Origin of the sequence: Halomonas sp. GT (assembly GCF_002082565.1) — a bacterium.
Lineage (GTDB): Bacteria > Pseudomonadota > Gammaproteobacteria > Pseudomonadales > Halomonadaceae > Vreelandella.
Map to the genome: position 1 here is coordinate 3,706,047 of NZ_CP020562.1, position 25,033 is coordinate 3,731,079.

Here is a 25,033-nt window from a genome sequence, read left to right on the forward strand (position 1 = left end):
CAGCGCCTCTCGGTCTTACTTGGCAACGGCGTTCGTCATTGCCGATGGCAGCTGGTGCCCTCACCTTGGTTACGTAGTGTAGAACCAGCACCAACATTCATAACGAAACATTAATGATTAATAGCCTACTAATAATGGCGTATAAAGTAGTTAATATTATAAATTGCGCATCTTTAAAAATAAGCACTGGCATTATTAAACGGAAAGCAGGATATTAATTTCTAACCGTAATAACGGGACACTTTGCGGCATGACTCACGTTGTGTGAAACACTTCCAACCATCACGCTCCCCAGATTGCTAAGACCTCGACTTCCCATTACGATAGCATCAACCCTACTAACATTTGCCTCCTCTAAAATCACGCTGGTGGGATCTCCGCTAACCAGCTTTCGCTCCACCTGATAAGCACCCGCTTGAGTGGCAAATTCGGCGGCTTTTTCTAACAACTTTTCTCCCGCTTTTTCAAGCTCTTCCAGGGTCGACTCAGGGTTTACACCCCCTAAGCCCCACACCATTGTCGTTTTATAACCAAGGACTTCAGGAACATGTAGCAAACACACCTTTGACGCTCCTTTATTGAGTAGACGGCATGCAATTTTAATGGCTTGCTTAGCATGTTCAGAACCATCAACCGGCACCAAAATTGAATCAAACACGACGTAATACTCCATTAATTTTTATAAATAGACAAAAGTCTTGGATAAATGCCGACAATGCAATGCTTTGAAGGGCGTCAATACATCATGTGGTATCATATTCAGATAACCACACACACTAAAATGCTCTATTTATGCAGTGCTCATCTCACTGTATAGGATATAACGACACAACCTATTGCTAGTCACCATTTTAAATCTCTGTCTCATTTTGCTAGTCAAACCACAATAAAACGACTATTGATTAAGTTACTGTCCATACCCAGGAGGTATTATGGAACTGCGTCACTTACGCTACTTCTGCGTCGTCGCTGAAGAGCTGAACCTCACCTGTGCCGCGGAACGCCTGCACATGTCGCAGCCTCCTTTATCTCGCCAAATTAAACAGCTAGAGCAAGAAGTCGGCACTGAGCTTTTTAAACGCAGTTCCCGTGGATTACGCTTAACCCCCGCCGGTATTTTTTTTCAGCAACATGCACTGCAAATATTAGAAAAAGTGGAAGTTACTATTGACGCCACGAGGCGGATGGCGCGCAGCCAACGGACTCTTTTCGGCGTAGGTTTTGTTCCTTCTGTGTTTTACGGGCAGCTCCCGATGCTGGTTCGTGATCTACGAAAGCGAGATAATATCGAGCTATCACTTTCAGAAATGACAACAATTCAGCAAATACAAGCACTTAAAGCAGGGCGCATTGATATTGGCTTTGGAAGGCTACGCATTGATGATCCTGATGTTGAGCAAGAGATCCTGTTTAACGAGCCTTTAATAGCAGCACTCCCAACGGGCCACCCTTTAGAAGGCTCGTCGCCTACCTGTGAAGAGTTGGCTCGCTACCCACTGATTATTTTTCCTGCAAAGCCTCGCCCTAGTATGGCTGATGTGGTGCTGGGTATATTTCGTCGTCAGCGGTTAAAAATCGATGTCGTGCAAGAAGCCAATGAGCTGCAAACGGCGCTGAGCCTCGTAGCCTCGGGGATTGGTATTACGTTAGTGCCTGAACAGGTTAAACGGGTTCAACGTGAAGGTGTTTCTTACGTAACGCTTGCCGATAAAACCATCACGATCCCCGTTGTATGTAGCCGCCGAGGGGGCGACAAACCATCACCCATCATGGAAGAGGCAAACGCAATTCTAAAGGTGCTGGTGGACAATCGTCGCTCAGGGCGTTACCCCTAATTGACTAAACCTAATCAACTAAAGAGGTACATTGAATCGCAAACTGCATGCCCAAATGCAAAAAAATCCCGCTTTGCGAAAGCAATAACGGGACAAGGAGAATATCGAGCAAAAAAGGCTAAAAAGGAACAACAAACAAGAAGTGACCGAGCTTTAGCCTGTCTTTTCCAACACGTTGCGAGCGAAGATAAACTCGAAGTCTTTTGTTTCAAAAACAGCTGAAACAATGACACCTAACACCAGCGCCCAGAACGTGGCACCAATCCCCAGAATTTGCAGGCCGGACGCTGCTATCAGAAAGGCAAACAACGCCCCTATTTCATGTTTTTTACCGGCAAAGGCAATCGACATTGAGGAGGTGATCACGCGCATCAGCGCAAGCCCGGCAATAATAGCGATAAAGTAGCGTGGCGTGGCCTCCAACAGGCTAACGACATAGCCGTAAAAAGGTGCTGCCACCACAAAGATGGCGCCGGCAACTACCGCCGCCACCCAGCGCTTGTCATGGGTACCTGCTTCAGGAGACGAGCAGATTCCGGTCATCGGCGCGGCAATGCAAGTGCTATGCAGGTTAAAAAACGCCGACACCATGGTGCCAAAGCCGCCCACGGCGGTAATGCCATTGGCAGGCACCTCTTTGTAGCCCATCCCTTTCACCAAGCCTACGCCCGCCGGGGTTTCCATCCCTACCAGAATAATTGCCAGTGGCAGGCCGTAAGTAAGAAAAGCATTTAGGGTGAACTGGGGAACAATAAACTCCGGAAAACGGATCGTCGCTTCGATGCCTGATAGGTCAACGCCTGTCGCTATCAGGTAAAGAATACCTGCGAGCATGGCAACAATCAGTGGGGGAACTTTGCGGAACAGCCGTGCGGAAATGAAAAAAGCCAGAAGCATAATCGAGGCGGGCACGATCGCGTTTTCCAGCGGGCGTACCATATTGAGTCCAAAGCTCAGCAGCATGCCTGCCACCATACCCATCACGATGGGCATGGGAATCAAGCGCATCACAATCCCCATCACACCCGTTAGGCCTGCAACCAAGGCGATGGCTCCAGCAATCAGGCTAGCGCCTAATGCCGCCTCTAACCCAACCACCGGAATGACCGCAGCAAACATTAGCGCCCCCGGGATGGAGTTGGCCATCGGTATTGGCAGCCGATAGTAAGCGGGCATAAACAAACCAAAAAGGCCGTTGATCATCAGGTAGCTGATCACCCAGATCATAATGAACGAAGAGTCTAGCCCAGCGGCAGTGCCCGCACTGATATGAACGACGCCAACGCTAAGGCCTAAAATACCGGCTACCAAACCAGTGCTGGCATTATCAACATTAAGATCACGCAGGAAATCACGAGGCGCGTGCCTGAGGCTAACGCCTTTCTCTATATGTTTCACGGTGTAACTCCAGGGTATTGTTATGATTAGCGTTGAAGTGACTATAGCGATAGATGGGTTACCCGAGATCACCGCCTGCAACGGGTAATACGCTGCCAGTGATGTAGCTGGCGTCGTCAGAAGCAAGGAACAAAATAGGGGCGGTCATTTCATCTAACGTGCCATAACGCCCCATTAGGCAACTCTGCTTGGTTTGGTCAATGTGTGCTTGAAACCAAGCCTTTTCTGTATCGTTGGACGGTTCTGGTGTGCCCCGTGAAATACGCCGTGGCGGCGCTTCAGTGCCGCCAGGTGCTGTCGCAACAACGCGAATGCCATGCTCGGCGTACTCAAATGCCAGCGAAGCGGTCATCGCGTTAACACCGCCTTTCGCCGCCGAATAGGGGATGCGGTGTATGCCACGGGTGGCGGCGGAGGAGACATTAACAATCACGCCGCCGCCCTGCTCAACCATCGCTGGCAGCGCCGCACGGCAGCACCATAGCGTAGGCATTAGCGAGCGGTTGATTTCGGCGGCAATTTCCCCATCAGTAAATTCAGTGAACGGCTTAAAATTAATCGCACCGCCCACGTTATTGATTAAGATATCAATACGACCGAACTGATCACCCGCTACCTGCATTGTTTGCTCGGCACCCGCCCATGTCTCTAGGTCCGTTTGCACACCAATAACCTGATGCCCCTGCCCGCTTAGCTGATCAACAACCTCGTGGATAAGGTTAGCGCGGTCTACCAAGACTAACCGCGCACCTTCCACAGCGGCTCGCTCAGCAAGGCGCCGCCCTATTCCCTGAGCTGCGCCGGTGATCACCATGACGCGATCTTGAAAGCGTAATCGGTTAAGACGCTGGCTACTCATGCGCGCTCTCCCACTTGATTCGGGGTGAACTTCTCGTAGTGGAAGCTCTGCGGCGTAATGCCTTCAGCATCAAAATGTTTAAGCACCGCATCCACCATGGGAGGCGGACCGCAAAGGTAGACATCGATATCACCATCATGCAGGACGCCCGCATCCATGTGGTGCGTCACATACCCCTTCCGCGGATGCTCGCTGGCGTCGTCAACCACGACCGTTGAGTAGCTAAAATTCGGCAACGCTTCCTTAAAAGCATCGAGCGCATCGGTTTTAACTAGGTGATCATCTTTATTGACGCCATAGATCATGTGGATTGGTGTGTCGCAGTTTTTATCTATCAACTGTGCCAGCATCGATAAAAACGGCGCTAACCCAGTGCCACCTGCCAACATCAGCACCGGACGGGACACCTCGCGCAGATAGAAACTACCCAGTGGGCCGGTCAGCATAAGTCGGTCTCCTACGGCTGCCCGTTCGGTTAAATAACCGCTCATCACCCCGTTAGGAATATTGCGAATAAGGAAAGCCGCCCGTTTACCGCCAGGCAATGAGCTAAACGAGTAGGAGCGATGCACCTCGGTGCCCGGTACATCAATATGAACATATTGACCGGGCAGGAACGTCAGCCCGTCTGAGCCATCCAGATCAACGATAAGTTCAATGCTATCTTCAGAGAGCATTTCGACTGCTGCGACTGTACCCTCAACGTTGCCTACCTGGGTTTTACATAGCGTCGAGGCTACTGGCACTTGAATAACGCAGTCCGTAGAAGGCACCATTTGGCATGTCAGCACCTGTCCTTCAGCCACTTCCTCGTCTGAAAGTGCTTCCTCTAGGTACTCGTCGCCCATGTCGAATTCGCCCTGCTCGCAGTGACCTTTGCAAGTGCCACAGACGCCATCAGAGCAGTCCATCGGCAGGTTAACTTTTTGCCGATAAGCGGCGTCAAGAACGGTTTCCCCTTCTTTACAGCCAATAAAACGGGTCACCCCGTCTTCAAAGTTGAGGGCAATGGTATAGCTCATGATTGAAACTCCTCCCGCATCAGGTCAAATGTGGTAAACGTCGATGACCTGCTGGATATAGTCGTTGTTCAGTTGAACGACTTTTCTTGTGATTAGCGGTGTCTCGCCCGAGACATCCAGGGTATAAAATGACGCTCCGAAAAAGCTGTCTGACTGCTTGTAACGGTGGCTAAGCGTGTGCCAGTTAAAGCGCAGCTCAACCTTATCGCCCTCTTGGGAGAGTACTTCGAGGTTGCTAATTTGGTGGGTGGTGCGTGGCTCCGGTGTGCTTGCACCGCTGCGCTCGGTCTTAATCCGATAAACCCGGTCTTCCAACCCTTCGCGATTGGCGTAGTAGATCAGTGAAATTTCACTGTGCGGGTCACGGGTCAGTTGATCGTCGTCATCCCAAGCGGGCATCCAAAACTCAACGTCTTGGTGGTAGCAAGCCAGCCATTCGTCCCACTCGCGGTCGTCCAATAAACGGGCTTCGCGGTACAGGAAGGATTGAATGTCGTAATAGGTAATGCTCATAGTGGTTTCTCCCCTGGTCACTCGGCGCCTAGGTGTTTAAACGCTTAGGCGGATGCGGTAGCGATGAACTGGCTGCGCTCTTTATCGATCGCGCGCAACATTTCCTCGACCCAGTGTTTGTGGTGCAACACATAGAGGCCTTCATCTTCGGGAGAAGCGCCACTCAGCAGAGGTTTCATATCGATTGCTTGGGCATTTTCGTCAGCCCCTTCGATCCACTGTTTAGCGCCGCGAGAGAGGTCATTCCATTCCGCTAACGCACCGTTGTAGCCTTCTTGGCAAGCGCGGAACTCTTCAAGATCATCCGGAGTGCCCATACCAGAGACATTAAAGAAGTCTTCATACTGGCGGATGCGCACGGCGCGGTTTTCAGCCGACTCACCCTTAGGCGCAAAGCAGTAAATAGTGACTTCTGTTTTGTTCACATCAATAGGACGCAACACGCGAATTTGCGTGGAGAATTGATCCATCAAGTAGGCGTTAGGGTAGAGACAAAGATTGCGCGTTTGATTCACGATTGAATCGGCTCTAGCGTCCCCCAGTTGCTCCCGGATCCGCTCTTTTTGCTGATAGACCGGACGCACTTCAGGGTTAAGCAGACGTGTCCACAGCATCATGTGGCCATTTTCGTAAGAGTAAAAACCGCCTTTACTCTTAGACCAGCCATCAGCGTCAACCGCTTTGGTACCGCCAGCATCGTAGTTACGACGCTCCATGGTGGAGGCATAGTTCCAGTGCACTGAGCTGACGTGGTAGCCATCAGCACCGTTTTCAGCCTGGAGTTTCCAGTTGCCTGAGTAGGTGTAAGAGGACGTGCCACGTAGAATTTCCAAACCTTCCGGTGCTTGATCTACGATATTATCGATAACCTTGGTGGTTTCGCCCAGGTGCTGCTCAAGGGGCTGAACATCCGCACTCAAACTGCCGAACAGGAAGCCTTTGTAGTTTTCAAAACGTGGCAGCCGCTTCAGATCATGTGAACCATCTTCTTTGAAAGAATCGGGGTAGGCACCGACTTTCTCATTTTTAGCTTTCAGTAACTTGCCGTCGTTCTTGAACGTCCAACCATGGAACGGACAGGTAAAGGTGCCTTTATTACCGCGCTTGCGGCGACATAGCGTCGCGCCACGGTGAGCACAGGCATTAATCACCCCATGTAACTCGCCCTGTTTGTCGCGAGTGATTATTACCGGCTGGCGGCCCATGGTCACGGTCATGTAGTCGCCCGGATCAGCGATTTGACTTTCGTGGGCCAAGAACAGCCAGTTGCCTTCAAAGATATGCTTTAGCTCAAGTTCAAAGAACTCAGGGTCAGTAAACATGCTGCGATGGCAGCGAAAAACACCTTTCTCTGGTTCGTCTTGTACAGCACCGCGCACGCGGGCTTCGAGCTGATCAAGTTTCGTGGTCATGATCTCTCTCCTGGTCGTTATCAGTCTTATCGCAGCGGGCCTAAAGGCTGGCCCGCGTTCATCAGGATGGGGGCTATACCTTGGCGGTACCGGCCAACTGACTGGCTTGATCAGCGTCGTTTTCTTTAGCGCGTGGGCGGGCGTGCCGTGTTTGCAGCTCGGCGGCGTCGGTCTTGTGGAGCTCAATGTCGAACACAACTTCTGAGAACGGGCCGTCCAGCTCGCGCTGGGCGATGGCGTTTTTATCGTCGATCTTGTTCGCGGGAACCACTAGCTCTTCACGCGTGGCGAAAGCGAAGTCATCAAAGGTGTAGGGATCACCAGCGAGATTGATCTGAGTAGTCAGGTGCTGATGGCCTGGTGCAGAGACAAAGTAATGGATATGAGCAGGACGCTCACCATGACGGCCGAGCGACTTCAACACGATATCCGTCGGTGCGCCTTCGGGCACGCCATAGCCAGAAGGGATAATGCTACGCGCGGCATAACGTCCTTGTGTGTCGGTATAGATGGTGCGGCGCAGGTTGTACTGACTCTGCGTCTCATCAAAGAAGGAGTAGCCGCCCTTGGAGTTAGCGTGCCAGATTTCGACCTTAGCCCCCTTGACTGGCTGGCCGTCGACATCACGTACCTGGCCGGTTAACCACATGGTCTCACCATCTTTATCCTGGCCGTCGTCCATGCGCGCAAAACCTTCTTCTTCCGGAGCGCCAGCCACGTAAAGCGGCCCTTCTATAGTGCGCGGCGTGCCACCAGTTCGCTTGGCTTCAGCGTCGATGGCGTCTTGGCGCATATCAAGGAAGTGGTCAAAACCTAACCCAGGTGATAGCAAACCAAATTGCGTTTGGTGGCCTAAGGCGTTAAGCAGATTGACAGCAGCCCAGTACTCTTCTTCAGTGACGTTGAAATCGTCAATCAGCTTGAACAGATCGGACACCAAGCGATGAACAATCTGTTTGGCGCGATCATTGCCACCCGTTTGGTCGACACCAGCAATGGTCTTTAAAAAGCTTTGTACGTCTGGTGTGTCAAAAATCTTCACGGTCATGGTGACATCCTCAGTTTGTTATAGGCTATTGTTTTATCAATAAGAACTGGCGTATTACTTGGGTAATCAGCGGTCGTCTTCATGTACGGAAGAGGGGTGACGACACAGCGGTTTGACGTTAATTTCCATATAAGGAAACAGCGGCAAATTGCTGATCAGTTCTTGCAGCTCAGCGTTGTCTTCCACATCAAAAATGCTGATATTCGAGTAGCTACCCGCCACCCGCCACAGGTGACGCCATTTGCCTTGGCGCTGTAGATTTTGGGCATACGCCTTTTCAGTGGCCTTAATATCCGCTGCCTGCTCTGCTGGCATATCGGTCGGCAGCTTGACGGTCATCTCTACCTGAAACAGCATAAATTTCTCCTCTTCAGCCGCGCGCAGATGCCAACATCGACTGGCAAATTTTTACTTATGCGGCGTGTAGTTGCGACGGATAGTTGCGTGGCTTTAATCGGGTTACTGACGTGAGTAGTAAGCCAATTTCTCTTCATCCAAGGTGATGCCCAACCCTGGTCCTTGGGTCAACGTCACCCCAAACTCGGTGTAGTTAAGTGGCTTAACGACAATGTCGTCTTTAAGCAGCAGCGGCCCGAACATTTCAGTGCCCCACACCATTTCTGGCAGCGTGGCCCATGCGTGTAACGAAGCAGCCGTTCCAATGGTGCCCTCTAGCAGGGTGCCGCCGTATAAGCCCACGCCCGCGGCTTGTGCCACATGCGCCAACTCCAAAACGCCGTGGATTCCGCCGGATTTGGCAATCTTTAATGCGAAGGCACCGCTGAAACCGCCGCTCACAAGATCGAGACCGTCGCGGGCATCTTGCACGGCTTCATCCGCCAACATCGGTACATTGAAACGGTTCGCTAAACGAATAAGCCCTGCATGCTCTCGGGCAGGAATAGGCTGCTCAATTAACTCGATCCCGGCATCCTGCAGCGCCTGGATACCGCGCACTGCGGTGGATTCGTCCCACGCTTGGTTCACGTCAACGCGTACGCTGGCGCGATTACCTAATGCTTGCTTAATAGCAGCGACATGACCTACGTCTTGGGCGAGTGAATTAGCACCAATTTTCAATTTAAAATCGCAGTGTCGTCGCTGCTCTAAACGCAGCTGCGCTTCATCGATATCCTTAACGGTATCGCCGCTGGCAAGTGTCCAAAGCACAGGCAAATGTTCTTGCCGAGCACCGCCAAGCAATTCAGCAACACTTAAGCCCAAGCGCTTGCCTTGTGCATCCATGAGTGCCGTTTCCAACGCTGACTTAGCAATCATGTTGCCGCGTGCATGGCGGTTCAGGCGGGAGCGCAGCTGGTGGATATTGCTAGATGGCTGGCCGATAAGAAGCGGCGCCAAATAGGTATCGATATTGCGCTTAATGCTTTCTGGACTTTCTGGGCCGTAGGCCAAGCCACCAATAGTGGTGCCTTCACCAATGCCCTCAATACCATCAGAGTGGCGCATGCGCACAATCACCATGGTTTGGCAGGCCATAGTGGTCATTGAGAGCTTATGCGGACGGATCGTCGGCAAATCGACTAACAGCGTCTCAATGTGTTGGATGACGGTTGACATGGCAGCTCCAGCGTCTGGCGTTGTTTAACTAGGGGCAGTTTGGTGGCCGCCAGTTGTTAAAACCAATATTGTTTGAGTGCCTTGCCATACCGAGAAGGTATTGCTACCAGACGGCTAAATGCGCCTTTTTGTGCTGCTCAACGCTGTCTGTCTCGCCCTATGCGTGTGATAAAGCGCCACAGAGATAGACGTTTTTCAATGCGTTATCACCGTGCCGCCGAGCTAACCCTGCCAAAATAAAAAACGGCGCAGCGTTGCACTGCACCGTTGTCGGTGTTTGGCCTTTGACAATCCTATTACTAACGCCAGTCACGCCGGCTGCTGTCATCAGTACGCTGTAACCTGTCTCTTCTGTTGTCTGATGTCAGCCGGTTGTTTTGCGACAAAAGCATAATGGTAGGCAGTCCTCGAGAACGTTGGGAGTTACCCATTTTCTACTTCTCCGCTTCTCCATTTCTCTAGTTCACCTTCTTTCCCTTGCTACTCTCTCCTCTCAAACCGTTCTAAATAGTAGAATGGTCTATGTACTTTTAATCAATTTTATTATTATGTTAGCCTGCTTACAATATCTCTCGTCGTCCAATAGCGATGAATAGTCATCGCAAATTTAGAGACGCTTTATTTAACGTGAGGTTAAAAGTTATGAAGTTAATCAATACAGTAGCAGCCACCGCCCTAATTCTATTCTCTGGTGCAGCACTTGCCGAACGCGGCTCTGGTGAAGACAATCAAATCGCTTACCCTGACTCGTCAGCGCAACATCAAACAGATGCCACGACGTTCACTGCCTCTGAGTTACCGATTAGAAATTCGAAGTAAGTGGAGGGGTTCATTATTCACTGAACGTAAACAGTTGGCGGGCCTTTTGGCCCGCCAACTGTTTATATAGGCAATTTTTATATAAGAAATGTTTATATAAACAGCGTTGTTGCTAAATCGATAAAATTCTTGAGTACGGGAGGCTCTTCTCCCGAACGCCATGCAAGCCATAGCGGCATGTCACAGGATGATAGTTCCTCTAACTCAATAAAAACGATGCCAGACATCGGGTGACAACAACTGGCGGCAGGAACAATTGCCAATCCCAGCCCTGCGGCCACCATACTGAGAATGGTCAGGTTATCAGCCCCATACTGCACCACAAGAGGCTCAAAATTTAGGCGTGAAAAGTGCGCGACTACACGGTCGAAATAAACTGGTGAAATACTGCGGTAACCCCATACAAACTCCTCTTCAGAAAGCTCGGCTAAGCTTGCTGGCGGCGACTCTGCCCATGATGATGAGGCGGGTACCGCAAGAACCAGATGATCGTGCTGCAATAGCTGCGCATCAATACCTGACGGCATGTCATCATCAAGATAGAGAATACCGACATCGAGGCTGCCCTGCTGCAGCTTCTCCAGCTGCGGCCCAGAAAGCAGCGGAAAGACATCCAACGCCACCTTTGGGTAGCATTCCCGATAACCGCCCATTAGCTTGGCAACTTCCGGCAACCATAGGTGTGTGACGGTCACCCCAAGACTCAGCTTGCCGGTTTGCCCACTCCCCAATGCTAATAGCCGCGCTTTAATATCCGAGCGCTCATCAAGTAATCGCGTGGCATCGCCATACAGCGCTTTGCCCGCTACGGTTAGGTGAATACCGCGGGCGTGGCGATCTAGCAGCTGTGTACCAACGCTCTCTTCTAACAGGCGCATCTGCCGCGTTAACGCCGGTTGGGCGATATGCACGCGTCGACTAGCCGCCGATATCGACCCAGTTTCTACCACCGCGATAAAGTACTCCAGTTGACGAAACTCCATCGGCGCACTTAGACCTCGTTTAAACTCTTAATTTTTAGGCAACAACTGCCTGTCTTTGCTTTTCTTCAATAGCCACCTTAAAGGCCATATCAATATGATATAGCTAACATCTAAAATCTATATTTCTGGTATTGGTCTGCTTATTTCATAGTGAAGGGACAATCCATAACAAGACTCGTATGACGAGCAGGATCTCCCATGAACAAAACCTACCACCTTCTCACCGGGCTGCACTTTACCCTGTGCACCCTAGCAATGATTTGGCCTGGCGCATTAATCGCCAACCGCATCGAACCCATCGTACTAGGGCTGCCTTTTTTGTTCTTCTGGTACATTTTATGGATGCTGGTGCTGTTTATCGGCATGTGGATTGCCTTCGTGATTCGCCACGGAGGTAACCGTCATGAATGATTCACTAATTGTGGTTGGCATCACCCTCACCTATCTTGCCCTGGTTCTTTGGGTAGGGCTGCGTGCTCGGGGTCAACAAAATTCGAGTTTGGAAGGTTATGTGGCCGGTGGCCGCCACGTTGGTGTGGTCATACTGTTCTTCATTTTGGGGGCGGAAATTTTTTCAGCCTTTGCGTTTCTTGGCGCACCGGGCTGGGCTTACCAACATGGCGCTCCTGGCTTCTATATTCTTGCCTACCTGTCGCTGGTGCCAATCACCATTTGGGCCATGGGGCCACGTGTGGCGAAGCTGGGTCGCGAACGCGGCTATCTCACCCAGGGCGATATGATTGCCGATCACTACCAAAGCAAATCGCTTGGCTTGCTAGCCGGGGTGATTGGTGTATTGGCCCTGGTGCCCTACCTGACGATTCAGATTGCCGGTGCTGGGTTACTGTTTCAGGCAGCAACCGACGGCCTGATCCCATTCTGGCTTGGCGCACTCCTCGCCTTTGTGGTCGTCGCTACCTATGTTTTTTGCAGCGGCCTAAATGGTATTGGTTGGACCAACCTGATCCAGGGCATCATGATGATCGCGATTGCCTGGTTCTTGGGGCTTAGCATCTCAGAACGTCTATACGGCGGCGTAGGCGAAATGTTCAGCCAAATCCAGTTGACCATGCCTGAATATCTGACGATGCCAGGCGCTACCGGCATGAATTGGGGTTACTTCAGCACCGCTGTATTGGTCAGCGCGTTTGGCGGTGCCATGTGGCCGCATCTATTTATGAAGTTCTACTCTGCTGACAGTGGCAGAACGCTGCGCAAGGTTAGCGTTTTCTACCCGCTTTACGCCTATTTATTGGTGCCGCTGCTATTTATCGGCTTTGCGGGCATTCTGGCCTTTGCCGACTCTCCTTTAGTGCGCTCCGATACAGTCCTGCTGCGCATGGTGATGGACGTGGCCAATTTCTCTCCCTGGGTGATCGGCCTGATGCTTTCTGGCGCGCTGGCCGCAGCCATGTCGACCGGTTCCAACTTGGCGCACACCGCCGCAGTAGTGTTAGTACGCGATGTGGTCGGCCCAACCATAATGAAAGGGGCTAGCGAGAAGGCGATGGTCAGCGCTACCCGTTGGAGCGTGCTTGGCCTATCGCTAATTGCTTACCTATGCGCCCTCGTCAACCCTTCATCGCTGGTGCTGCTCTTGTTGGGTGCCTATGGCCTTATCGTGCAGCTCTTCCCCATGGTGATTGGCGCACTGTTTCTACCAAAGCTAAGACGCAACAGCGTTATGGCAGGCGCGCTTGTGGGCAGTATTGCTTACCTGCTCATGGACTTTGTGTGGAGTTCCCCCCTCAATTGGCACGCGGGCGTTTGGGCAATGCTGCTCAACATCGTTGTGGTTGGGGTATGCCAGTGGCTCATTAAACCTGCTATGCCGCCGGCAATTGCCGCTCAACCTAGTGCTTCAACAACGTCTACCAATGCCCACTAAGTGCCTGGAGAACAGCATGTCCACTCAGCTCGACTGTTTTACATTAAAAAGCGCTATCCATGCCCAGCTAGCAGCAATCATAGAGGATGTGAAAACGCTGTATCGGCAGTTGCACCAACATCCTGAACTGCCTTTCCAGGAGCATAACACCAGTGCGCGGCTCGCAGAGTCCCTGGAACGCCTTGGCTATCACGTAACTCGCAACGTTGGCGGTACTGGCGTTGTGGCACTGCTAACGAATGGTGAAGGCCCAACGGTCATGCTGCGCGGTGATATGGACGCGCTACCTATTAAAGAAGAAACTGGGCTGGCGTTTGCCAGCCAGGTCACCGCCATTACGGAAAATGGCGCAGACGTACCGCTAATGCATGCTTGCGGACACGATCTGCACAGCAGCTGCATTGTCGGCACAGCCGCTGTAATGGCAGGCCTGAAAGAACACTGGTCAGGTACGTTGATGCTAATTTGCCAGCCCGCCGAGGAAATTTTTGGTGGCGCTAAAGCGATGCTTGAAGATGGGCTTTATACGCGCTTCCCCCGGCCAGATATCATTCTTGGCCAGCACAACATGCCGGCCCTTGCAGGCACCGTTGGCCATATCTCGGGTAGCGCCATGGCGGCGTGTACCAACTTAGCGGTTACTATTCACGGCGCGGGCGGACATGGTTCCATGCCCGCTCAAACGGTAGATCCTGTGGTGATTTCTGCCCATGTCGTTACCCGCCTACAGAGCATTGTCTCCCGAGAAGTGCCACCGGAAGAAACCGTGGTGGTCACCGTTGGCAAGCTCCATGCAGGCACTCAGGCCAATATCATTCCGCACATTGCTGAGCTTGAGATCAATATTAGAAGCTTTGATAACGCACTGCACCGTCAGGTAGTGGCATCTATTGAGCGTATTATACGCGCTGAGTGTGAGGCAGGACGCACGCCTAAACCGCCAACCTTCCAAGTGCTCAACGAGACCATCGCTCTGCATAACGACCCGATGGCCGTTGAGCATGTGCGCCACGCTCACACCGCGCATTTTGGTGATGCTAATCTCTACGCTATGCCACGCCTTAACGGCAGTGAGGATTTCCCACTGCTCGGCAACGCACAAGCAGGCGGCTTTAGCGGCGATGATATTCCCTATGTTTATTGGTTTATCGGTGCGACGCCTGCGGAACGCTGGGCCAACACGCCAGGCGAAGATGTCTCACAGAAAATGCGCCACCTTGAGATGCCACACTCCCCCTACTACTTTCCTGGCAATGACGTAACGCTACGCACCGGCATTGAAGCGATGACAACCGGCGCGCTGGCCTATTTATCCTAGAGCTAGTTATCTTAGAGCTAGTTATCCTAGCGCTATTTTCCCAAACGTCGTCGCGGTAGTGGCAGTGCCGCTACCGCGACTGACGATGGTGACAAACGGCTAAGACGATTTTTTAATACGATTGTTTCAATCCAAGAATGTGCCGCGCCTGCTGCCAAGTGGCCACCGGGCGCTGATACTTTTCACACAACGCGACAGCACGTTCGACCAACGCTGCATTAGAGGGTGCTAGCGTATCGCGATCAAGACGCACATTGTCTTCAAGGCCAGTACGGGTATGCCCACCGGCAGCAATCGCCCACTCATTGACCACGTATTGATTAGCACCGATACCTGCGCCACACCACTGGGCATCCGGTGCTAAGCGTTTGAGCGTTTCAATATAAAAATCAAACGTAGGCTTGTCCGCTGGCATGGAGTTTTTAACCCCCATTACAAACTGAACATAGAGCGGAGACGTGATGCTGCCTTGCTCTGCAAGTGCCACCGCCTGATGAATATGGGATAAATCGAACGCCTCGATTTCAGGCTTAACTGCGTAGGTGCGCATCTCGTCAGCGAGCCACTGCACCAGCTGTGGTGGATTCTCATAGACACGCGTGGGGAAGTTATTCGACCCCACCGAGAGGCTGGCCATATCCGGCGCCAATGGCAGCATGCCACCACGGGCTTCTCCTGCGCCAGAGCGCCCACCGGTAGAAAGCTGAATAATCATACCGGGGCAATGCTTCTTAAGCCCTTCCATTAGGCGGCCAAACTTCTCAGGGTCTGAGGAGGGCGTTTGATCATCATTGCGCACATGGCAGTGGGCAATGCTCGCCCCAGCCTCAAAGGCTGCTTGAGTGCTTTCAATCTGCTCTGCAACGGTGATGGGCACTGCCGGGTTATCCTCTTTACGAGGCAAGCTGCCAGTGATGGCGACGCAGATAATACAGGGGTTAGACATGAGCCCCTCCTTGCTGAATCGGTAGCTGAGCGCTGACGCCGCTCGTTAACCGGAAAGATTAGTTAGAAACAGCGTGAGCAGGCGTAGCAAACAGTGCCAGCAGCTTTTCCGCCAGTAACCCCGGTACCTCGACTGAGGGCACGTGACCGACTCCCTCAAGAATTGTTAGCGCTGCACTATCGAGTTCGGCCGATAGTGCTTCCAGCGTTGATGGCGGCGTGGCCATATCTTCGCTGCCGCCAAGTAACTGCACCTTCACGCTCTTGTTGCTCAGCTTTCCGCAGAAGGTATCGCGGCCCAGCATTTCACATAGCTGTGCGTAGGACTCATCGTCACCACGGCCCATCTGGGTGCACCAGCCTGTTTTCAACGCCGGACTTCCCTCAAACGCCGCAGGGGCAAACCAACGTGGCACAATTTCTTGAGACATCGCCGCCAGGCCTTCATGACGAACCCGGTCCGCGCGGGTATTCCACAAGTCCGCATTGCCAATCACTGCGCCGGTATTGGTCAGCGTAATGGTCAGCAAACGATCGCTGTGTTCAGCGATTAGCTGTTGACCAACCACGCCACCAATAGACGTACCAACAAAGTGGAATTGTTGTGTGCCTGCCAATGCCACCAACGCCAGCGCCTCAGCGGCGAGATCCGCGGGCGAAAGTTGCTTACCGCTGACCGCCTGGCTGGCCCCATGGCCGGGTAAATCCCAGGTTAAAATACGGTAGCGCGGCAGCAGTGCGGGGATAATGTCGTCCCACACGGCTTGGCTCATGCCTAACGGATGTGCCAATACCACCAGTGGCTTCATTTCATCGCCAAGCAGCCGATAGGCGACGCTGCGATCATTCATCATTTGAAATGCCATACGGCCTCCGTTAAACGCGCTCAATCAACGTGGCAATACCTTGCCCAACACCCACACACATGGTGCACAGCGCATAGCGCTTACCTGTATTTTGAAGCTCGTGGGCAGCGGTCATTAGTAGCCGAGCGCCCGACATTCCCAAAGGGTGGCCCAATGCAATGGCACCGCCGTTTGGATTCACCCGCGGGTCATCGTCGTTAAGCCCAAGATCGCGCATGCAGGCAAGCGCCTGAGCGGCAAACGCCTCGTTAAACTCGAACACATCGATCTCGTCTATCGTGATTCCCGTACGCTTGAGCAACTTCTGTACGGCGGGCACTGGGCCGTACCCCATAATCCGCGGTTCAACCCCTGCCGTGGCCATACCGATAATTTTGGCCATCGGCGTCAGGCCGTGCTGTTTTACCGCCGCTTGGCTTGCCACTAGCATCGCCGCTGCGCCGTCGTTAACGCCGGAGGCATTGCCTGCGGTCACGCTGCCGCCATCACGAAAGGGCGTCGGTAAAGCCGCCAATTTTGCCAAGGTAGTTTCGCGCAGGTGCTCATCCTGATCGAAGATCAGCGGTGCCTGCTTGCGGCGGGGTATGTCAATGGCGGTGATCTCTTGGGCGAAGCGACCCACTTGCTGAGCGCTCGCCGCTTTCTGCTGGGAACGCAGCGCGAAAGCATCCTGATCCTCCCGGGAGATGCTGAATTGCTCTGCGACGTTTTCCGCCGTTTCTGGCATCGAATCGACGCCGTAGGCTTTTTTCATTAGTGGGTTTATAAAGCGCCAGCCAATGGTGGTGTCTTCAAGTTTTTGGCCGCGCGAGAAAGCGCTGTCGGCCTTGCCCATCACGAAGGGGGCCCTGGACATAGACTCGACGCCACCGGCCAGCGCCAGCTCCATCTCGCCTGCTTTAATAGCGCGAAATGCTGTACCTACCGCATCCATGCCTGATCCGCATAGGCGGTTCATGGTCGTGCCGGGTACGGAAGTCGGGATGCCCGCCAGCAGCGACGACATGCGTGCCACGTTGCGATTATCCTCCCCCGCCTGATTGGCACAGCCCATAAACACTTCATCAATGGCGACAGGGTCGAGAGCCGGCGCTTGTGCCAACACCGCTTTAAAAATCGTTGCGGCGAAATCATCGGGGCGTACGCTGGCCAAAGTGCCACCGAAGCGACCAATGGCAGTGCGGCGCGGGTGGCATAAATAGACATCACTCATATAAAGCTCCTTATTCGCCCGCGTGGGCCCGCTCGGTGCGTGCTTTCAGTTCGCGCAATATGTCAAGCTCATTGGCGTTCGGTTCCGGTGTGCTCTCCAGCTGTTCGACAAAGCGAATATCCCAGCCGGTCGCATCGATCACTTGTTCACGTGTAACGCCAGGATGCAGCGACACCACCACCAGCTCTTTGGTATCCGGGTCGGGCTTCATCACGCACAGGTCGGTAATGACCCGCGTGGGACCCTTGCCAATATTGGGAACGTTGTCACGCCCTTTGCCGTCACGGCCAAACCCAAGCGTGGTGACGAAGTCGACATCTTTCACAAAAGCACGCTTGGAGTGCTTGAGAGTAATAAAGACTTCACCGGCATTGGTGGCAATTTCAGGCGCACCGCCGCCGCCTGGCAGGCGAACCTTGGGCGCTTTGTAATCGCCAATCAGCGTGGTGTTGAGGTTGGCAAAACGATCAATTTGCGCGGTGCCTAAAAAGCCCACATTGACTTTCCCACCCTGCAGCCAATAGCGGAACATTTCCGGTACGGCCACCGTGGTTAGCGCTGATTCACACAGCTCGCCGTCACCAATCGAGAGCGGCAGAATGTCAGGCTTGGTTTGCAGGGTGCCAGACTCATAAATCAGCACTACCTCAGGCGCATGCGTTAAGCGCGCCAGGTTAGCGGCTTCAGATGGTAGACCAATACCCACAAAGCAGGTCATGCCATTTTCCAACGCACGGGCTGCCGTCACGGTCATCATTTCAGAAGAGGTGTAACTCATCAGGCTTGGCCTCCCGCAGGGTTGTTGTCAGCGCGGTATACGTTGTCGTCGAGCCACTGGGTGAACGTATCGCGATCACGCGCAATGGCATCCCACTCTTTATAGAAGCGGTTGCTGCGACCGTAGTAGCCATGGGTATACGAAGGCAGCGCGCCCTTTTCTGCCACGGCAACGGCACTAATTGCCCAGCCAGGAATAACGCAAGCATTGGGATGAGCGTTCAGGTCATCGACAATTTCTTCCACGGTGACAATGCTGTGCTTAGCAGCCAACACGGCCTCTTTCTGTACGCCCACAATACCTTCCACCAGCACATTACCCTGGCGGTCTGCCCGCTGTGCGTGAATGATCGACACATCTGGCCGCACCGAGGGCACAGCCGCTAGGCGTTCGCCGGTAAACGGGCACTCAATAAATTTGATTTGATCATTCACGCTCGGTAGCTCGCTACCCACATAGCCACGCAGCACAGCCAGGGGCAAGCCAGCAGCCCCAGCCTCAAACGCGCAGGCCATCGCCGCATGGCTGTGCTCTAAAATTTCAATTTTTTGCGGCCAGCCTTTCTCAACTGCATCACGCAGGCGGTGAAGTGAGCCAACCCCTGGGTTACCACCCCAGGAAAAAATCACTTTCTTAGCGCAGCCCGCGCCGATCAATTGGTCATAAATGATATCGGGGGTCATGCGAATAAGCGTCAGATCGCGCTTTTTCTGGCGAATAACTTCGTGACCCGCAGCAAACGGAATCAGGTGGGTAAAGCCTTCCATGGCAACGGTAGCGCCGTCTTCGACGTAGTGTGCTACCGCGTCATGCAAGCTGAGAAACTCGGCCATGATAGGTGCCTCTTCGCTGGTGAGTACCTTGCTGACGTGTCTGGCTGGCGTGCCTTGAAGACGCATCATGCTGAAGGCGTTTTATTCGCATAGCGAACATTGATTCTCTTTGCGAACAAATTAATCCTCAAGCGCCCACAAGTCAACTCCGTTTTGTTACTGGTCTCTAGCAACAGGCTTTCTCAACCGGTTTTCTCAAGGGCTTTTATCGATCGACAATGCCGCTTATTGTTCGCCATTCGAACAAAGTGTTATTTTCACGCCTCGCTTCCCCATCGACGCTGCTGAGATACCCATGAGCAATGCCCTACCAGAAGATGTTTTGAAACCAACGGATCGTGATTTTGTTGCGGCGCTGGCCAGCGGGCTGGAAGTCGTGATGGCGTTTGATGAGATGCACACGCGAATGACACTCAGCGAAGTTGCCGAGCGAACAGGGATGAATCGAGCCAAAGCTCGGCGGTTTTTACTGACGCTCCACGCCCTTGGCTATGTGCGTAAACAGCAGCGCTACTTCGAGCTAACCCCTAAGGTACTGCAGCTGGGGTACTCGTATTTAGCGTCTAATAATTACCGTGGGGTCATACAGCAGTATCTGGAGGAGATTACCCGCCAGTGCGGTGAATCCTCATCGCTGGGGGTACTCGACGGTGACGACGTGATCTACCTGGCCCGCTCAGCCGCACCGCATCGCTTGATGGCGATCACCCTTTCCGTCGGTACTCGCCTGCCCGCCGCCTACACATCCATGGGCAGAGTGCTACTTGCCCAGTTGCCGGATAGTGAGTTGGATAGCTACCTGAGCCAGCTCACCTTGATGCGCTATACCGACAAGACCATTACCGATCCCGCAGCACTGAAAGCAGCGATACAAAAAGCGCGGGAAGAGGGTTACGCGATTACCGATCAAGAGCTAGATTCTGGCCTGCGTTCGATTGCAGTGCCGGTGTTTGATACCCATGAAAAGCTGATTGGCGCGATTAACATCAGCACCAATGCCGCCCGTGTGGATATGCCAACACTGTTGGAAACGTATCGACCGTTATTGTTGGAAAAAGCACAGCTCATTCGCCAGTCGGTAAGTGTGTAACCCCGTTAAATTATTGAGTTTGTTCAAGCTATGCTCAAACGACGAGTCCTCTACTCTTTCGGGAGTCTCGGCGGACTTGTCTACTGGCTACCACCTAATAGCGCTTGCGTTCCTGTAGAAACGTCCAATCTGGTCATATTAGCGACAGGCCAACCTGTCATTGCCCGTATGACCTGCCGAGAATATGCCAACACAAGGAAACAAAATCTGTCATTCGCAGTGATGAGTAAACGACGGATGCCCTTGTTAATGCAGACTCCCTACGCCTAACAACAAAGACTATTTACTGTGATGGCGTGGAGTGGCCCACAACAAAACTTACAAGGTAACCTCATGGACAACACTCGACTCAAAGGTAAAAACTGCCTCATTACAGGCGCAGCTCGCGGCATGGGCGCTGCCGTAGCTGAACACTATGCTGCCCAAGGGGCAAAGGTTTGCGTAGCAGATATCAATATTGAAGGGTGCGAAGAAGTCGCGGCACGTATCAAAGCAAACGGCGGCGATGCTATTGCAGTCAAACTTAACGTTACCGACCGTGCTGAAGTGCAGGCTGCAGTGAAGGCCACTGTCGACGCTTTTGGCAGTTTGAACGTGATGGTCAATAATGCGGGCATCAACAAGCCATTGATGTTCCTTGATATCACTGAGGAAAACTGGCATCAGATAATGGATGTTAACGCGCTGGGCTGTCTACTCGGGATGCAGGAAGCAGCCAAGCAGATGATTGACCAGGGCAAAGAAAACGGTCCCTATAAAATCATTAACGTTGGGTCAATTCTGTCTCGCCAGGCCTTTGACGACGTTGTGCCCTACTCATGCAGCAAACATGCTGTGCTGGCCATGATTAACGGCGGTGCCAAGGCACTGGTCGACCACAATATTACGGTCAATGGTTATGGCCCTGGCGTCGTGCGCACTGAACTGTGGGAGCAGCTTGATAAAGATTTGGTCAGTATCGGAAAATTCGATAAGCAGGGCCAGTCTATGGACGAGCTTGCTGAGAAAATGATCCTAATGAAGCGCTACTCCTACCCGGAAGATGTGGTCGGCACCGCCTCTTTCCTAGCCAGCGCTGAATCTGATTACATGACCGGGCAGTTACTGATGATTGATGGCGGCATGATCATGCAGTAAGTCAGTCTCCGCCCCATGCCTGCGATTCAGACATGGGGCTAGTTACCTCACAACGGGCTCCCCCCTTCGGGAGTGCTTTTTTATCTTTGTGGTTTTCGTCCGTGTGATCCGTGAGTGTCCGTGGCCGGCCTCAATAATGCCCCTTTTCTCGCATCACCTTATCGGCACGCTCTTGAGCAATAGAGAGTGCTTTCTTGATAGAGCGCCGTCCATCCAGTACTTCAAAAATCTCGTTTCCCGCAATGCTGATGACCTCCGTTACCCCAGGCACGGGCGGGCGTGGCCATGCCTGTAAAATATCCTTCTTTGCCATATCATCGACAATCTTAATCAGCGGCGATAATGCCGACACCTCAGGGTCCTGACTAACACTGAAGCGAGGCGTTACCAAGCTACCGTTCATGATGTAAAGCTTGGACATATTGGCTGATGTCAGGTGTCTTAGCGCTGTCCATACCGCCTCAACACGCTCTGGTGCTAAGTTCGCGGGAATAGCGAGGGCATAACCACCAATCGGAGTAATGGCGCGACCATGATTTCCAACCGGATGGGGCAGATAGCCAGTATTGCCATATGCAGGAGAGTGTCGATCTAATTCAAACAACGGGGCGAGTAACGTATAACAGTAGGCCATACAGGCCTCGCCCGATGCGTACGACTGAGCACGTTCGTACCAGGACATACTGAGAATGTTCGGCGGTGAATATTTCAAAATATCCAGCATATATTCACAGGCCCTATAAGCGGCATCTGACTGAAACATTGGGCGCAATTGCTCGCCCGCGGCTTGCTGAAAGTCATAACCACCCTTGCCGTTGGGGAGGTTAAGCAGCGGCTGACCGAACTTTGCCATTAAAAAACTAAACGTATGACCAAGGGGCGTGCCTCTTGCCGCATTCCAGGCAATGCCATAACGCCCTTTAGCTGGATCATGTAACTGCCTAGCGACTTTAACCAGTGCTTCTGTGGTGGTGGGCGGCGTTAACTGCGCCGCCTCGAAAACATCCTGACGATAACAAAGTAATTCCGGTGTGGTTTGAACAGGAATACCGTACTGGCTACCCGTATACCCCGAGCTCTGAATCGCCATGGGGTGGAAATCAGAAAGATCGTAATTATCGCGTTTAATTAGCGTATCGAGAGGCATGAGAATCCCTCTTGCCGCTAATTCACCAAACCAGGGCAGGTCACAGGCCACGACGTCATAGCGCGACTTCGCCAAACGGGCATTATCGAGGATCTCATCTAGCAGATTATCGATTGACCGTGCTTTGTTGCGAATTTCTAGGCCAAAGATTGACTCTAGCTGACGCTTAAGATTGTGCATGGCCATAAACGTGGGGTCAGCGTGGGCTAACACGCGTAACCCACCCTTCAGTTCAAGCCGTGCAGACAGGACTGCTGGGGTTGATATCACCCGCTCTGAGGACGACGCCCCCAAGAAGATCTTACTGGCCGTTTCCGATGAAGGGTCGATTCCGAACAATGGGCCGAGGAGCCCTTTAATTCGCTCAGCGTAGCTTTCCCACTCCTGAATCATTTGAGAAGAAGGATGCAGCGAAACCGTTTTACCCGACTTGGTTCGTGGGCGTGAGATAAGAAGACCTCGCTGCATAATACTGTCAATACCGCGCTTTGCCGTCCCATAAGTCAATCCAGACGCATCGGCCAGCGACGTTGGGGTGGTTAATCGACCTGCAAGATGGTTGCGCATGACGTGCAACAACATACGCATTTCGCGATAGCCGAGCGCCATGGAGAGCGTGCCTTCAGTTTCATCTTCAAATTTTTCAATGAAGTCGATAAAGCGAGCGAACTCTGTATTAGAAATTTTCGAGGAGGGCATTTGCGACAGCTTATCGTAAGGCCCCTCTGGATTAGCCTCATTTATCTCAGCAAGATCGTCTCTCATGACAACCCCCAGCCATGGTAAAGCCATAAGACTAACAAAGTAGTGATAAGTGCTTTTAACGATCAGCCGTTGTTTAAAGCATTCAAACGTCAGTTGATACCGTCCATGATTAACCGGATGCCCAGTAAGATCAGTAGACAAAGAATGACACGGAAAAACACTTCACCATCAATGCGTTTCTGAATAACCAAGCCCAGCCTGACACCCAACCACGCAACGGGCATCAGTAGTAACGCTATCGTCAGGTTATCGATATTCACCAAGCCCAGCAGGGTATAGGGCACCAGCTTTACCAAGTTGGTAATCGCCAGAAACACCACTGCCGTGCCTAGAAACTGCTGTTTCGTCAGTTGACATTGCAACAAGTAAAAATTCAGCGGCGGGCCACCTGCATGGGCAATAAAGCTGGTAAACCCTGCTATCCCACCACACAGTCGTCCAACCCAGCTAGGCATCAACTTGCCACGTAGCGGCTTGAATAGCCCCCATAGACCAAACAGCACTGAGAAAATCCCCAGCAGCAGTTTCAGGAGCGCTTCATCAAACCAGCCATAGGTTAAATAACCTACTCCAACACCTAATATCGCAGGTGGAAACATCAGCCACAATAAACGATCAACCCGCTGTCGCCACCACGCTTTTAGGCTAAAGATATCCATCACTATTAGCAGCGGTAGCATCACTGCCACTGCAAATGTTGGGCTCGCTTTTAGCGAGATTAACGGCACGGCAACCACCCCCACACCACCGGCAAAGCCTGACTTGGAAATACCGGTCAGCAGCACGGCGACCACCATCAAAATAACAAAAACCCAATCAACACCCATGACACACCTCATCAGTCTTCGAGCAGCAAACGGCTATTCGCAGATGAAAAAAGGGGCCATGACATGCACGGCCCCTTTTGCTCGGGTAATTTACCCCTACAAACTGCCCAGATGCTTTATCTGTCGGGTTTAAAGTACCTGTTATCGCACTTGTTATAGCACCTGGCATACTTCATCGAAGGAGAAGCGATCACCACGGGGGAACAATGCGCTGGCATCGCCATAGCCTAAGTTACACAGGAAGTTGCTCTTCACTTTGCCGTCCGGGAAGAACTCTTCATCCACGGCTGCATTGTTGAAGCCGGACATGGGGCCTGCATCCAAGCCGAGTGCGCGCGCCGCTAAGATAAGATAGCCACCCTGAATGGAACTATTGCGGAAGGCTGTGGAGTGAATAAAGTCCGGCTTACCTTCGAACAACGACTTGGCATCTTTATTATGGGCAAACATGCGCGGCAAGTGCTCATAAAACTCGGTATCAAAGCCAACCACAGCCACCACTGGGGCTTTCATGGTCTTCTCCTGGTTGCCTGGTAACAGCGCAGGCTTCAAGCGCTCTTTTGCAGCATCGGTGGTTAGAAAAATAATCCGCGACGGCTGGCAGTTCATGGATGTGGGGCCGAAATGCATTAGGTTATACAGTTCGCGTAGGGTTTCTTTACTTACCTCACGGTCCTGCCAAACGTTGTGAGTACGTGCTTCAGTAAACAGTGTTGCGATAGCTTTTTGATCAATCGTTGTCATGTCATTTCCTCTTTC

25 protein-coding genes are annotated in these 25,033 nt (G+C 52.4%); 7 read left to right on the forward strand and 18 right to left on the reverse strand.

The window, feature by feature from the left end; all coding sequences use genetic code 11:
- Window positions 1-214: 214 nt before the first annotated feature.
- Window positions 215-658: a universal stress protein gene (locus B6A39_RS16800; RefSeq protein ID WP_083007455.1), complete on the reverse strand. Its 444-nt coding sequence runs from the start codon at window positions 656-658 to the stop codon at window positions 215-217.
- 274 nt (window positions 659-932) lie between these two features.
- Here B6A39_RS16800 and B6A39_RS16805 point away from each other — a divergent pair, with 274 nt between their 5' ends.
- On the forward strand, window positions 933-1,835 hold the full coding sequence (locus tag B6A39_RS16805; protein ID WP_083007456.1) for a LysR family transcriptional regulator: 903 nt from the start codon (window positions 933-935) through the stop codon (window positions 1,833-1,835).
- Window positions 1,836-1,988: 153 nt separating this feature from the next.
- Here B6A39_RS16805 and B6A39_RS16810 read toward each other — a convergent pair whose 3' ends face one another.
- From B6A39_RS16810 to B6A39_RS16845, 8 genes are all read right to left on the reverse strand, one after another.
- A complete protein-coding gene (locus tag B6A39_RS16810; protein ID WP_083007458.1) occupies window positions 1,989-3,233 on the reverse strand; it encodes a benzoate/H(+) symporter BenE family transporter in 1,245 nt (414 codons plus the stop codon).
- 58 nt (window positions 3,234-3,291) lie between these two features.
- The gene (benD, locus tag B6A39_RS16815) at window positions 3,292-4,092 is read right to left on the reverse strand and encodes a benzoate diol dehydrogenase BenD (RefSeq protein WP_083007459.1); all 801 of its coding nucleotides are present in this window, start codon (window positions 4,090-4,092) and stop codon (window positions 3,292-3,294) included.
- On the reverse strand, window positions 4,089-5,114 hold the full coding sequence (gene benC, locus B6A39_RS16820) for a benzoate 1,2-dioxygenase electron transfer component BenC (protein ID WP_083007461.1): 1,026 nt from the start codon (window positions 5,112-5,114) through the stop codon (window positions 4,089-4,091). Before benC ends, benD begins: the two co-directional genes overlap by 4 nt.
- Before the next feature lie 24 nt (window positions 5,115-5,138).
- Window positions 5,139-5,627 (reverse strand): benzoate 1,2-dioxygenase small subunit, encoded by a 489-nt coding sequence (benB, locus tag B6A39_RS16825; RefSeq protein ID WP_083007463.1) that lies wholly within the window; start codon window positions 5,625-5,627, stop codon window positions 5,139-5,141.
- A 44-nt stretch (window positions 5,628-5,671) separates the two neighbouring features.
- Window positions 5,672-7,039 carry a Rieske 2Fe-2S domain-containing protein gene (locus B6A39_RS16830; RefSeq protein ID WP_083007464.1) on the reverse strand — a complete coding sequence of 456 codons (1,368 nt, stop codon included), beginning with the start codon at window positions 7,037-7,039 and terminating at the stop codon, window positions 5,672-5,674.
- 73 nt (window positions 7,040-7,112) lie between these two features.
- A complete protein-coding gene (catA, locus tag B6A39_RS16835; RefSeq protein ID WP_083007466.1) occupies window positions 7,113-8,087 on the reverse strand; it encodes a catechol 1,2-dioxygenase in 975 nt (324 codons plus the stop codon).
- A gap of 66 nt (window positions 8,088-8,153) precedes the next feature.
- Window positions 8,154-8,444, reverse strand: a complete 291-nt coding sequence (gene catC / locus B6A39_RS16840) for a muconolactone Delta-isomerase (RefSeq protein ID WP_083007467.1) — start codon at window positions 8,442-8,444, stop codon at window positions 8,154-8,156.
- Between the two features lie 102 nt (window positions 8,445-8,546).
- Window positions 8,547-9,665: a muconate/chloromuconate family cycloisomerase gene (locus B6A39_RS16845; RefSeq protein WP_083007469.1), complete on the reverse strand. Its 1,119-nt coding sequence runs from the start codon at window positions 9,663-9,665 to the stop codon at window positions 8,547-8,549.
- A 642-nt stretch (window positions 9,666-10,307) separates the two neighbouring features.
- Here B6A39_RS16845 and B6A39_RS19005 point away from each other — a divergent pair.
- Window positions 10,308-10,484, forward strand: a complete 177-nt coding sequence (locus B6A39_RS19005) for a hypothetical protein (RefSeq protein WP_198036733.1) — start codon at window positions 10,308-10,310, stop codon at window positions 10,482-10,484.
- 92 nt (window positions 10,485-10,576) lie between these two features.
- Here the strand turns inward: B6A39_RS19005 and B6A39_RS16850 are convergent, their stop codons facing one another.
- A complete protein-coding gene (locus B6A39_RS16850) occupies window positions 10,577-11,467 on the reverse strand; it encodes a LysR family transcriptional regulator (protein WP_083007470.1) in 891 nt (296 codons plus the stop codon).
- A 198-nt stretch (window positions 11,468-11,665) separates the two neighbouring features.
- Here B6A39_RS16850 and B6A39_RS16855 point away from each other — a divergent pair, with 198 nt between their 5' ends.
- Genes B6A39_RS16855 through B6A39_RS16865 form a run of 3 tightly spaced genes read left to right on the forward strand, consistent with a single transcriptional unit; the run spans window position 11,666 to window position 14,673 of the window.
- Window positions 11,666-11,878: a hypothetical protein gene (locus B6A39_RS16855; RefSeq protein ID WP_083007472.1), complete on the forward strand. Its 213-nt coding sequence runs from the start codon at window positions 11,666-11,668 to the stop codon at window positions 11,876-11,878.
- A complete protein-coding gene (locus B6A39_RS16860) occupies window positions 11,871-13,355 on the forward strand; it encodes a sodium:solute symporter family protein (RefSeq protein WP_083007473.1) in 1,485 nt (494 codons plus the stop codon). The genes B6A39_RS16855 and B6A39_RS16860 overlap by 8 nt, the downstream gene beginning before the upstream one ends.
- A gap of 16 nt (window positions 13,356-13,371) precedes the next feature.
- The gene (locus B6A39_RS16865; RefSeq protein ID WP_083007474.1) at window positions 13,372-14,673 is read left to right on the forward strand and encodes an amidohydrolase; all 1,302 of its coding nucleotides are present in this window, start codon (window positions 13,372-13,374) and stop codon (window positions 14,671-14,673) included.
- A 112-nt stretch (window positions 14,674-14,785) separates the two neighbouring features.
- Here B6A39_RS16865 and B6A39_RS16870 read toward each other — a convergent pair whose 3' ends face one another.
- From B6A39_RS16870 to B6A39_RS16890, 5 genes are read right to left on the reverse strand one after another with little or no spacing between them, the layout of a single operon-like run.
- Entirely contained in the window at window positions 14,786-15,619 is an 834-nt protein-coding gene (locus B6A39_RS16870; protein WP_156886235.1) for a 3-keto-5-aminohexanoate cleavage protein, read from the reverse strand.
- Between the two features lie 58 nt (window positions 15,620-15,677).
- Window positions 15,678-16,484 carry an alpha/beta fold hydrolase gene (locus B6A39_RS16875; RefSeq protein ID WP_156886236.1) on the reverse strand — a complete coding sequence of 269 codons (807 nt, stop codon included), beginning with the start codon at window positions 16,482-16,484 and terminating at the stop codon, window positions 15,678-15,680.
- 10 nt (window positions 16,485-16,494) lie between these two features.
- Complete coding sequence (gene pcaF, locus B6A39_RS16880; protein WP_083007476.1) at window positions 16,495-17,697, reverse strand: 3-oxoadipyl-CoA thiolase; 1,203 nt, start codon at window positions 17,695-17,697, stop codon at window positions 16,495-16,497.
- 10 nt (window positions 17,698-17,707) lie between these two features.
- Complete coding sequence (locus B6A39_RS16885; RefSeq protein WP_083007477.1) at window positions 17,708-18,475, reverse strand: CoA-transferase subunit beta; 768 nt, start codon at window positions 18,473-18,475, stop codon at window positions 17,708-17,710.
- The gene (locus B6A39_RS16890) at window positions 18,475-19,308 is read right to left on the reverse strand and encodes a CoA transferase subunit A (RefSeq protein WP_083007947.1); all 834 of its coding nucleotides are present in this window, start codon (window positions 19,306-19,308) and stop codon (window positions 18,475-18,477) included. Before B6A39_RS16890 ends, B6A39_RS16885 begins: the two co-directional genes overlap by 1 nt.
- Before the next feature lie 295 nt (window positions 19,309-19,603).
- Here B6A39_RS16890 and B6A39_RS16895 point away from each other — a divergent pair, with 295 nt between their 5' ends.
- Complete coding sequence (locus B6A39_RS16895; RefSeq protein WP_083007478.1) at window positions 19,604-20,398, forward strand: IclR family transcriptional regulator domain-containing protein; 795 nt, start codon at window positions 19,604-19,606, stop codon at window positions 20,396-20,398.
- 333 nt (window positions 20,399-20,731) lie between these two features.
- The gene (locus B6A39_RS16900) at window positions 20,732-21,535 is read left to right on the forward strand and encodes an SDR family NAD(P)-dependent oxidoreductase (RefSeq protein WP_083007479.1); all 804 of its coding nucleotides are present in this window, start codon (window positions 20,732-20,734) and stop codon (window positions 21,533-21,535) included.
- A 130-nt stretch (window positions 21,536-21,665) separates the two neighbouring features.
- Here the strand turns inward: B6A39_RS16900 and B6A39_RS16905 are convergent, their stop codons facing one another.
- The 3 genes from B6A39_RS16905 to B6A39_RS16915 all read right to left on the reverse strand — a co-directional run bounded on the left by B6A39_RS16905 (window position 21,666) and on the right by B6A39_RS16915 (window position 25,018).
- Window positions 21,666-23,447 (reverse strand): ABC transporter substrate-binding protein, encoded by a 1,782-nt coding sequence (locus B6A39_RS16905; protein WP_083007480.1) that lies wholly within the window; start codon window positions 23,445-23,447, stop codon window positions 21,666-21,668.
- An 89-nt stretch (window positions 23,448-23,536) separates the two neighbouring features.
- A complete protein-coding gene (locus B6A39_RS16910; protein WP_083007481.1) occupies window positions 23,537-24,274 on the reverse strand; it encodes a sulfite exporter TauE/SafE family protein in 738 nt (245 codons plus the stop codon).
- Window positions 24,275-24,427: 153 nt separating this feature from the next.
- On the reverse strand, window positions 24,428-25,018 hold the full coding sequence (locus B6A39_RS16915) for a malonic semialdehyde reductase (RefSeq protein WP_083007482.1): 591 nt from the start codon (window positions 25,016-25,018) through the stop codon (window positions 24,428-24,430).
- Between the last annotated feature and the right edge of the window lie 15 nt (window positions 25,019-25,033).

Bases quoted from the DNA above. Each gene is read 5' to 3' on its own strand.
- B6A39_RS16805 (WP_083007456.1), top strand. From the start codon at position 933: ATGGAACTGCGTCACTTACGCTACTTCTGCGTCGTCGCTGAAGAGCTG.
- benD (WP_083007459.1), bottom strand. From the start codon at position 4,092: ATGAGTAGCCAGCGTCTTAACCGATTACGCTTTCAAGATCGCGTCATG.
- benC (WP_083007461.1), bottom strand. From the start codon at position 5,114: ATGAGCTATACCATTGCCCTCAACTTTGAAGACGGGGTGACCCGTTTT.
- benB (WP_083007463.1), bottom strand. From the start codon at position 5,627: ATGAGCATTACCTATTACGACATTCAATCCTTCCTGTACCGCGAAGCC.
- B6A39_RS16830 (WP_083007464.1), bottom strand. From the start codon at position 7,039: ATGACCACGAAACTTGATCAGCTCGAAGCCCGCGTGCGCGGTGCTGTA.
- catA (WP_083007466.1), bottom strand. From the start codon at position 8,087: ATGACCGTGAAGATTTTTGACACACCAGACGTACAAAGCTTTTTAAAG.
- catC (WP_083007467.1), bottom strand. From the start codon at position 8,444: ATGCTGTTTCAGGTAGAGATGACCGTCAAGCTGCCGACCGATATGCCA.
- B6A39_RS16845 (WP_083007469.1), bottom strand. From the start codon at position 9,665: ATGTCAACCGTCATCCAACACATTGAGACGCTGTTAGTCGATTTGCCG.
- B6A39_RS19005 (WP_198036733.1), top strand. From the start codon at position 10,308: ATGAAGTTAATCAATACAGTAGCAGCCACCGCCCTAATTCTATTCTCT.
- B6A39_RS16850 (WP_083007470.1), bottom strand. From the start codon at position 11,467: ATGGAGTTTCGTCAACTGGAGTACTTTATCGCGGTGGTAGAAACTGGG.
- B6A39_RS16855 (WP_083007472.1), top strand. From the start codon at position 11,666: ATGAACAAAACCTACCACCTTCTCACCGGGCTGCACTTTACCCTGTGC.
- B6A39_RS16860 (WP_083007473.1), top strand. From the start codon at position 11,871: ATGAATGATTCACTAATTGTGGTTGGCATCACCCTCACCTATCTTGCC.
- B6A39_RS16865 (WP_083007474.1), top strand. From the start codon at position 13,372: ATGTCCACTCAGCTCGACTGTTTTACATTAAAAAGCGCTATCCATGCC.
- B6A39_RS16870 (WP_156886235.1), bottom strand. From the start codon at position 15,619: ATGTCTAACCCCTGTATTATCTGCGTCGCCATCACTGGCAGCTTGCCT.
- B6A39_RS16875 (WP_156886236.1), bottom strand. From the start codon at position 16,484: ATGGCATTTCAAATGATGAATGATCGCAGCGTCGCCTATCGGCTGCTT.
- pcaF (WP_083007476.1), bottom strand. From the start codon at position 17,697: ATGAGTGATGTCTATTTATGCCACCCGCGCCGCACTGCCATTGGTCGC.
- B6A39_RS16885 (WP_083007477.1), bottom strand. From the start codon at position 18,475: ATGAGTTACACCTCTTCTGAAATGATGACCGTGACGGCAGCCCGTGCG.
- B6A39_RS16890 (WP_083007947.1), bottom strand. From the start codon at position 19,308: ATGGCCGAGTTTCTCAGCTTGCATGACGCGGTAGCACACTACGTCGAA.
- B6A39_RS16895 (WP_083007478.1), top strand. From the start codon at position 19,604: ATGAGCAATGCCCTACCAGAAGATGTTTTGAAACCAACGGATCGTGAT.
- B6A39_RS16900 (WP_083007479.1), top strand. From the start codon at position 20,732: ATGGACAACACTCGACTCAAAGGTAAAAACTGCCTCATTACAGGCGCA.
- B6A39_RS16905 (WP_083007480.1), bottom strand. From the start codon at position 23,447: ATGAGAGACGATCTTGCTGAGATAAATGAGGCTAATCCAGAGGGGCCT.
- B6A39_RS16910 (WP_083007481.1), bottom strand. From the start codon at position 24,274: ATGGGTGTTGATTGGGTTTTTGTTATTTTGATGGTGGTCGCCGTGCTG.
- B6A39_RS16915 (WP_083007482.1), bottom strand. From the start codon at position 25,018: ATGACAACGATTGATCAAAAAGCTATCGCAACACTGTTTACTGAAGCA.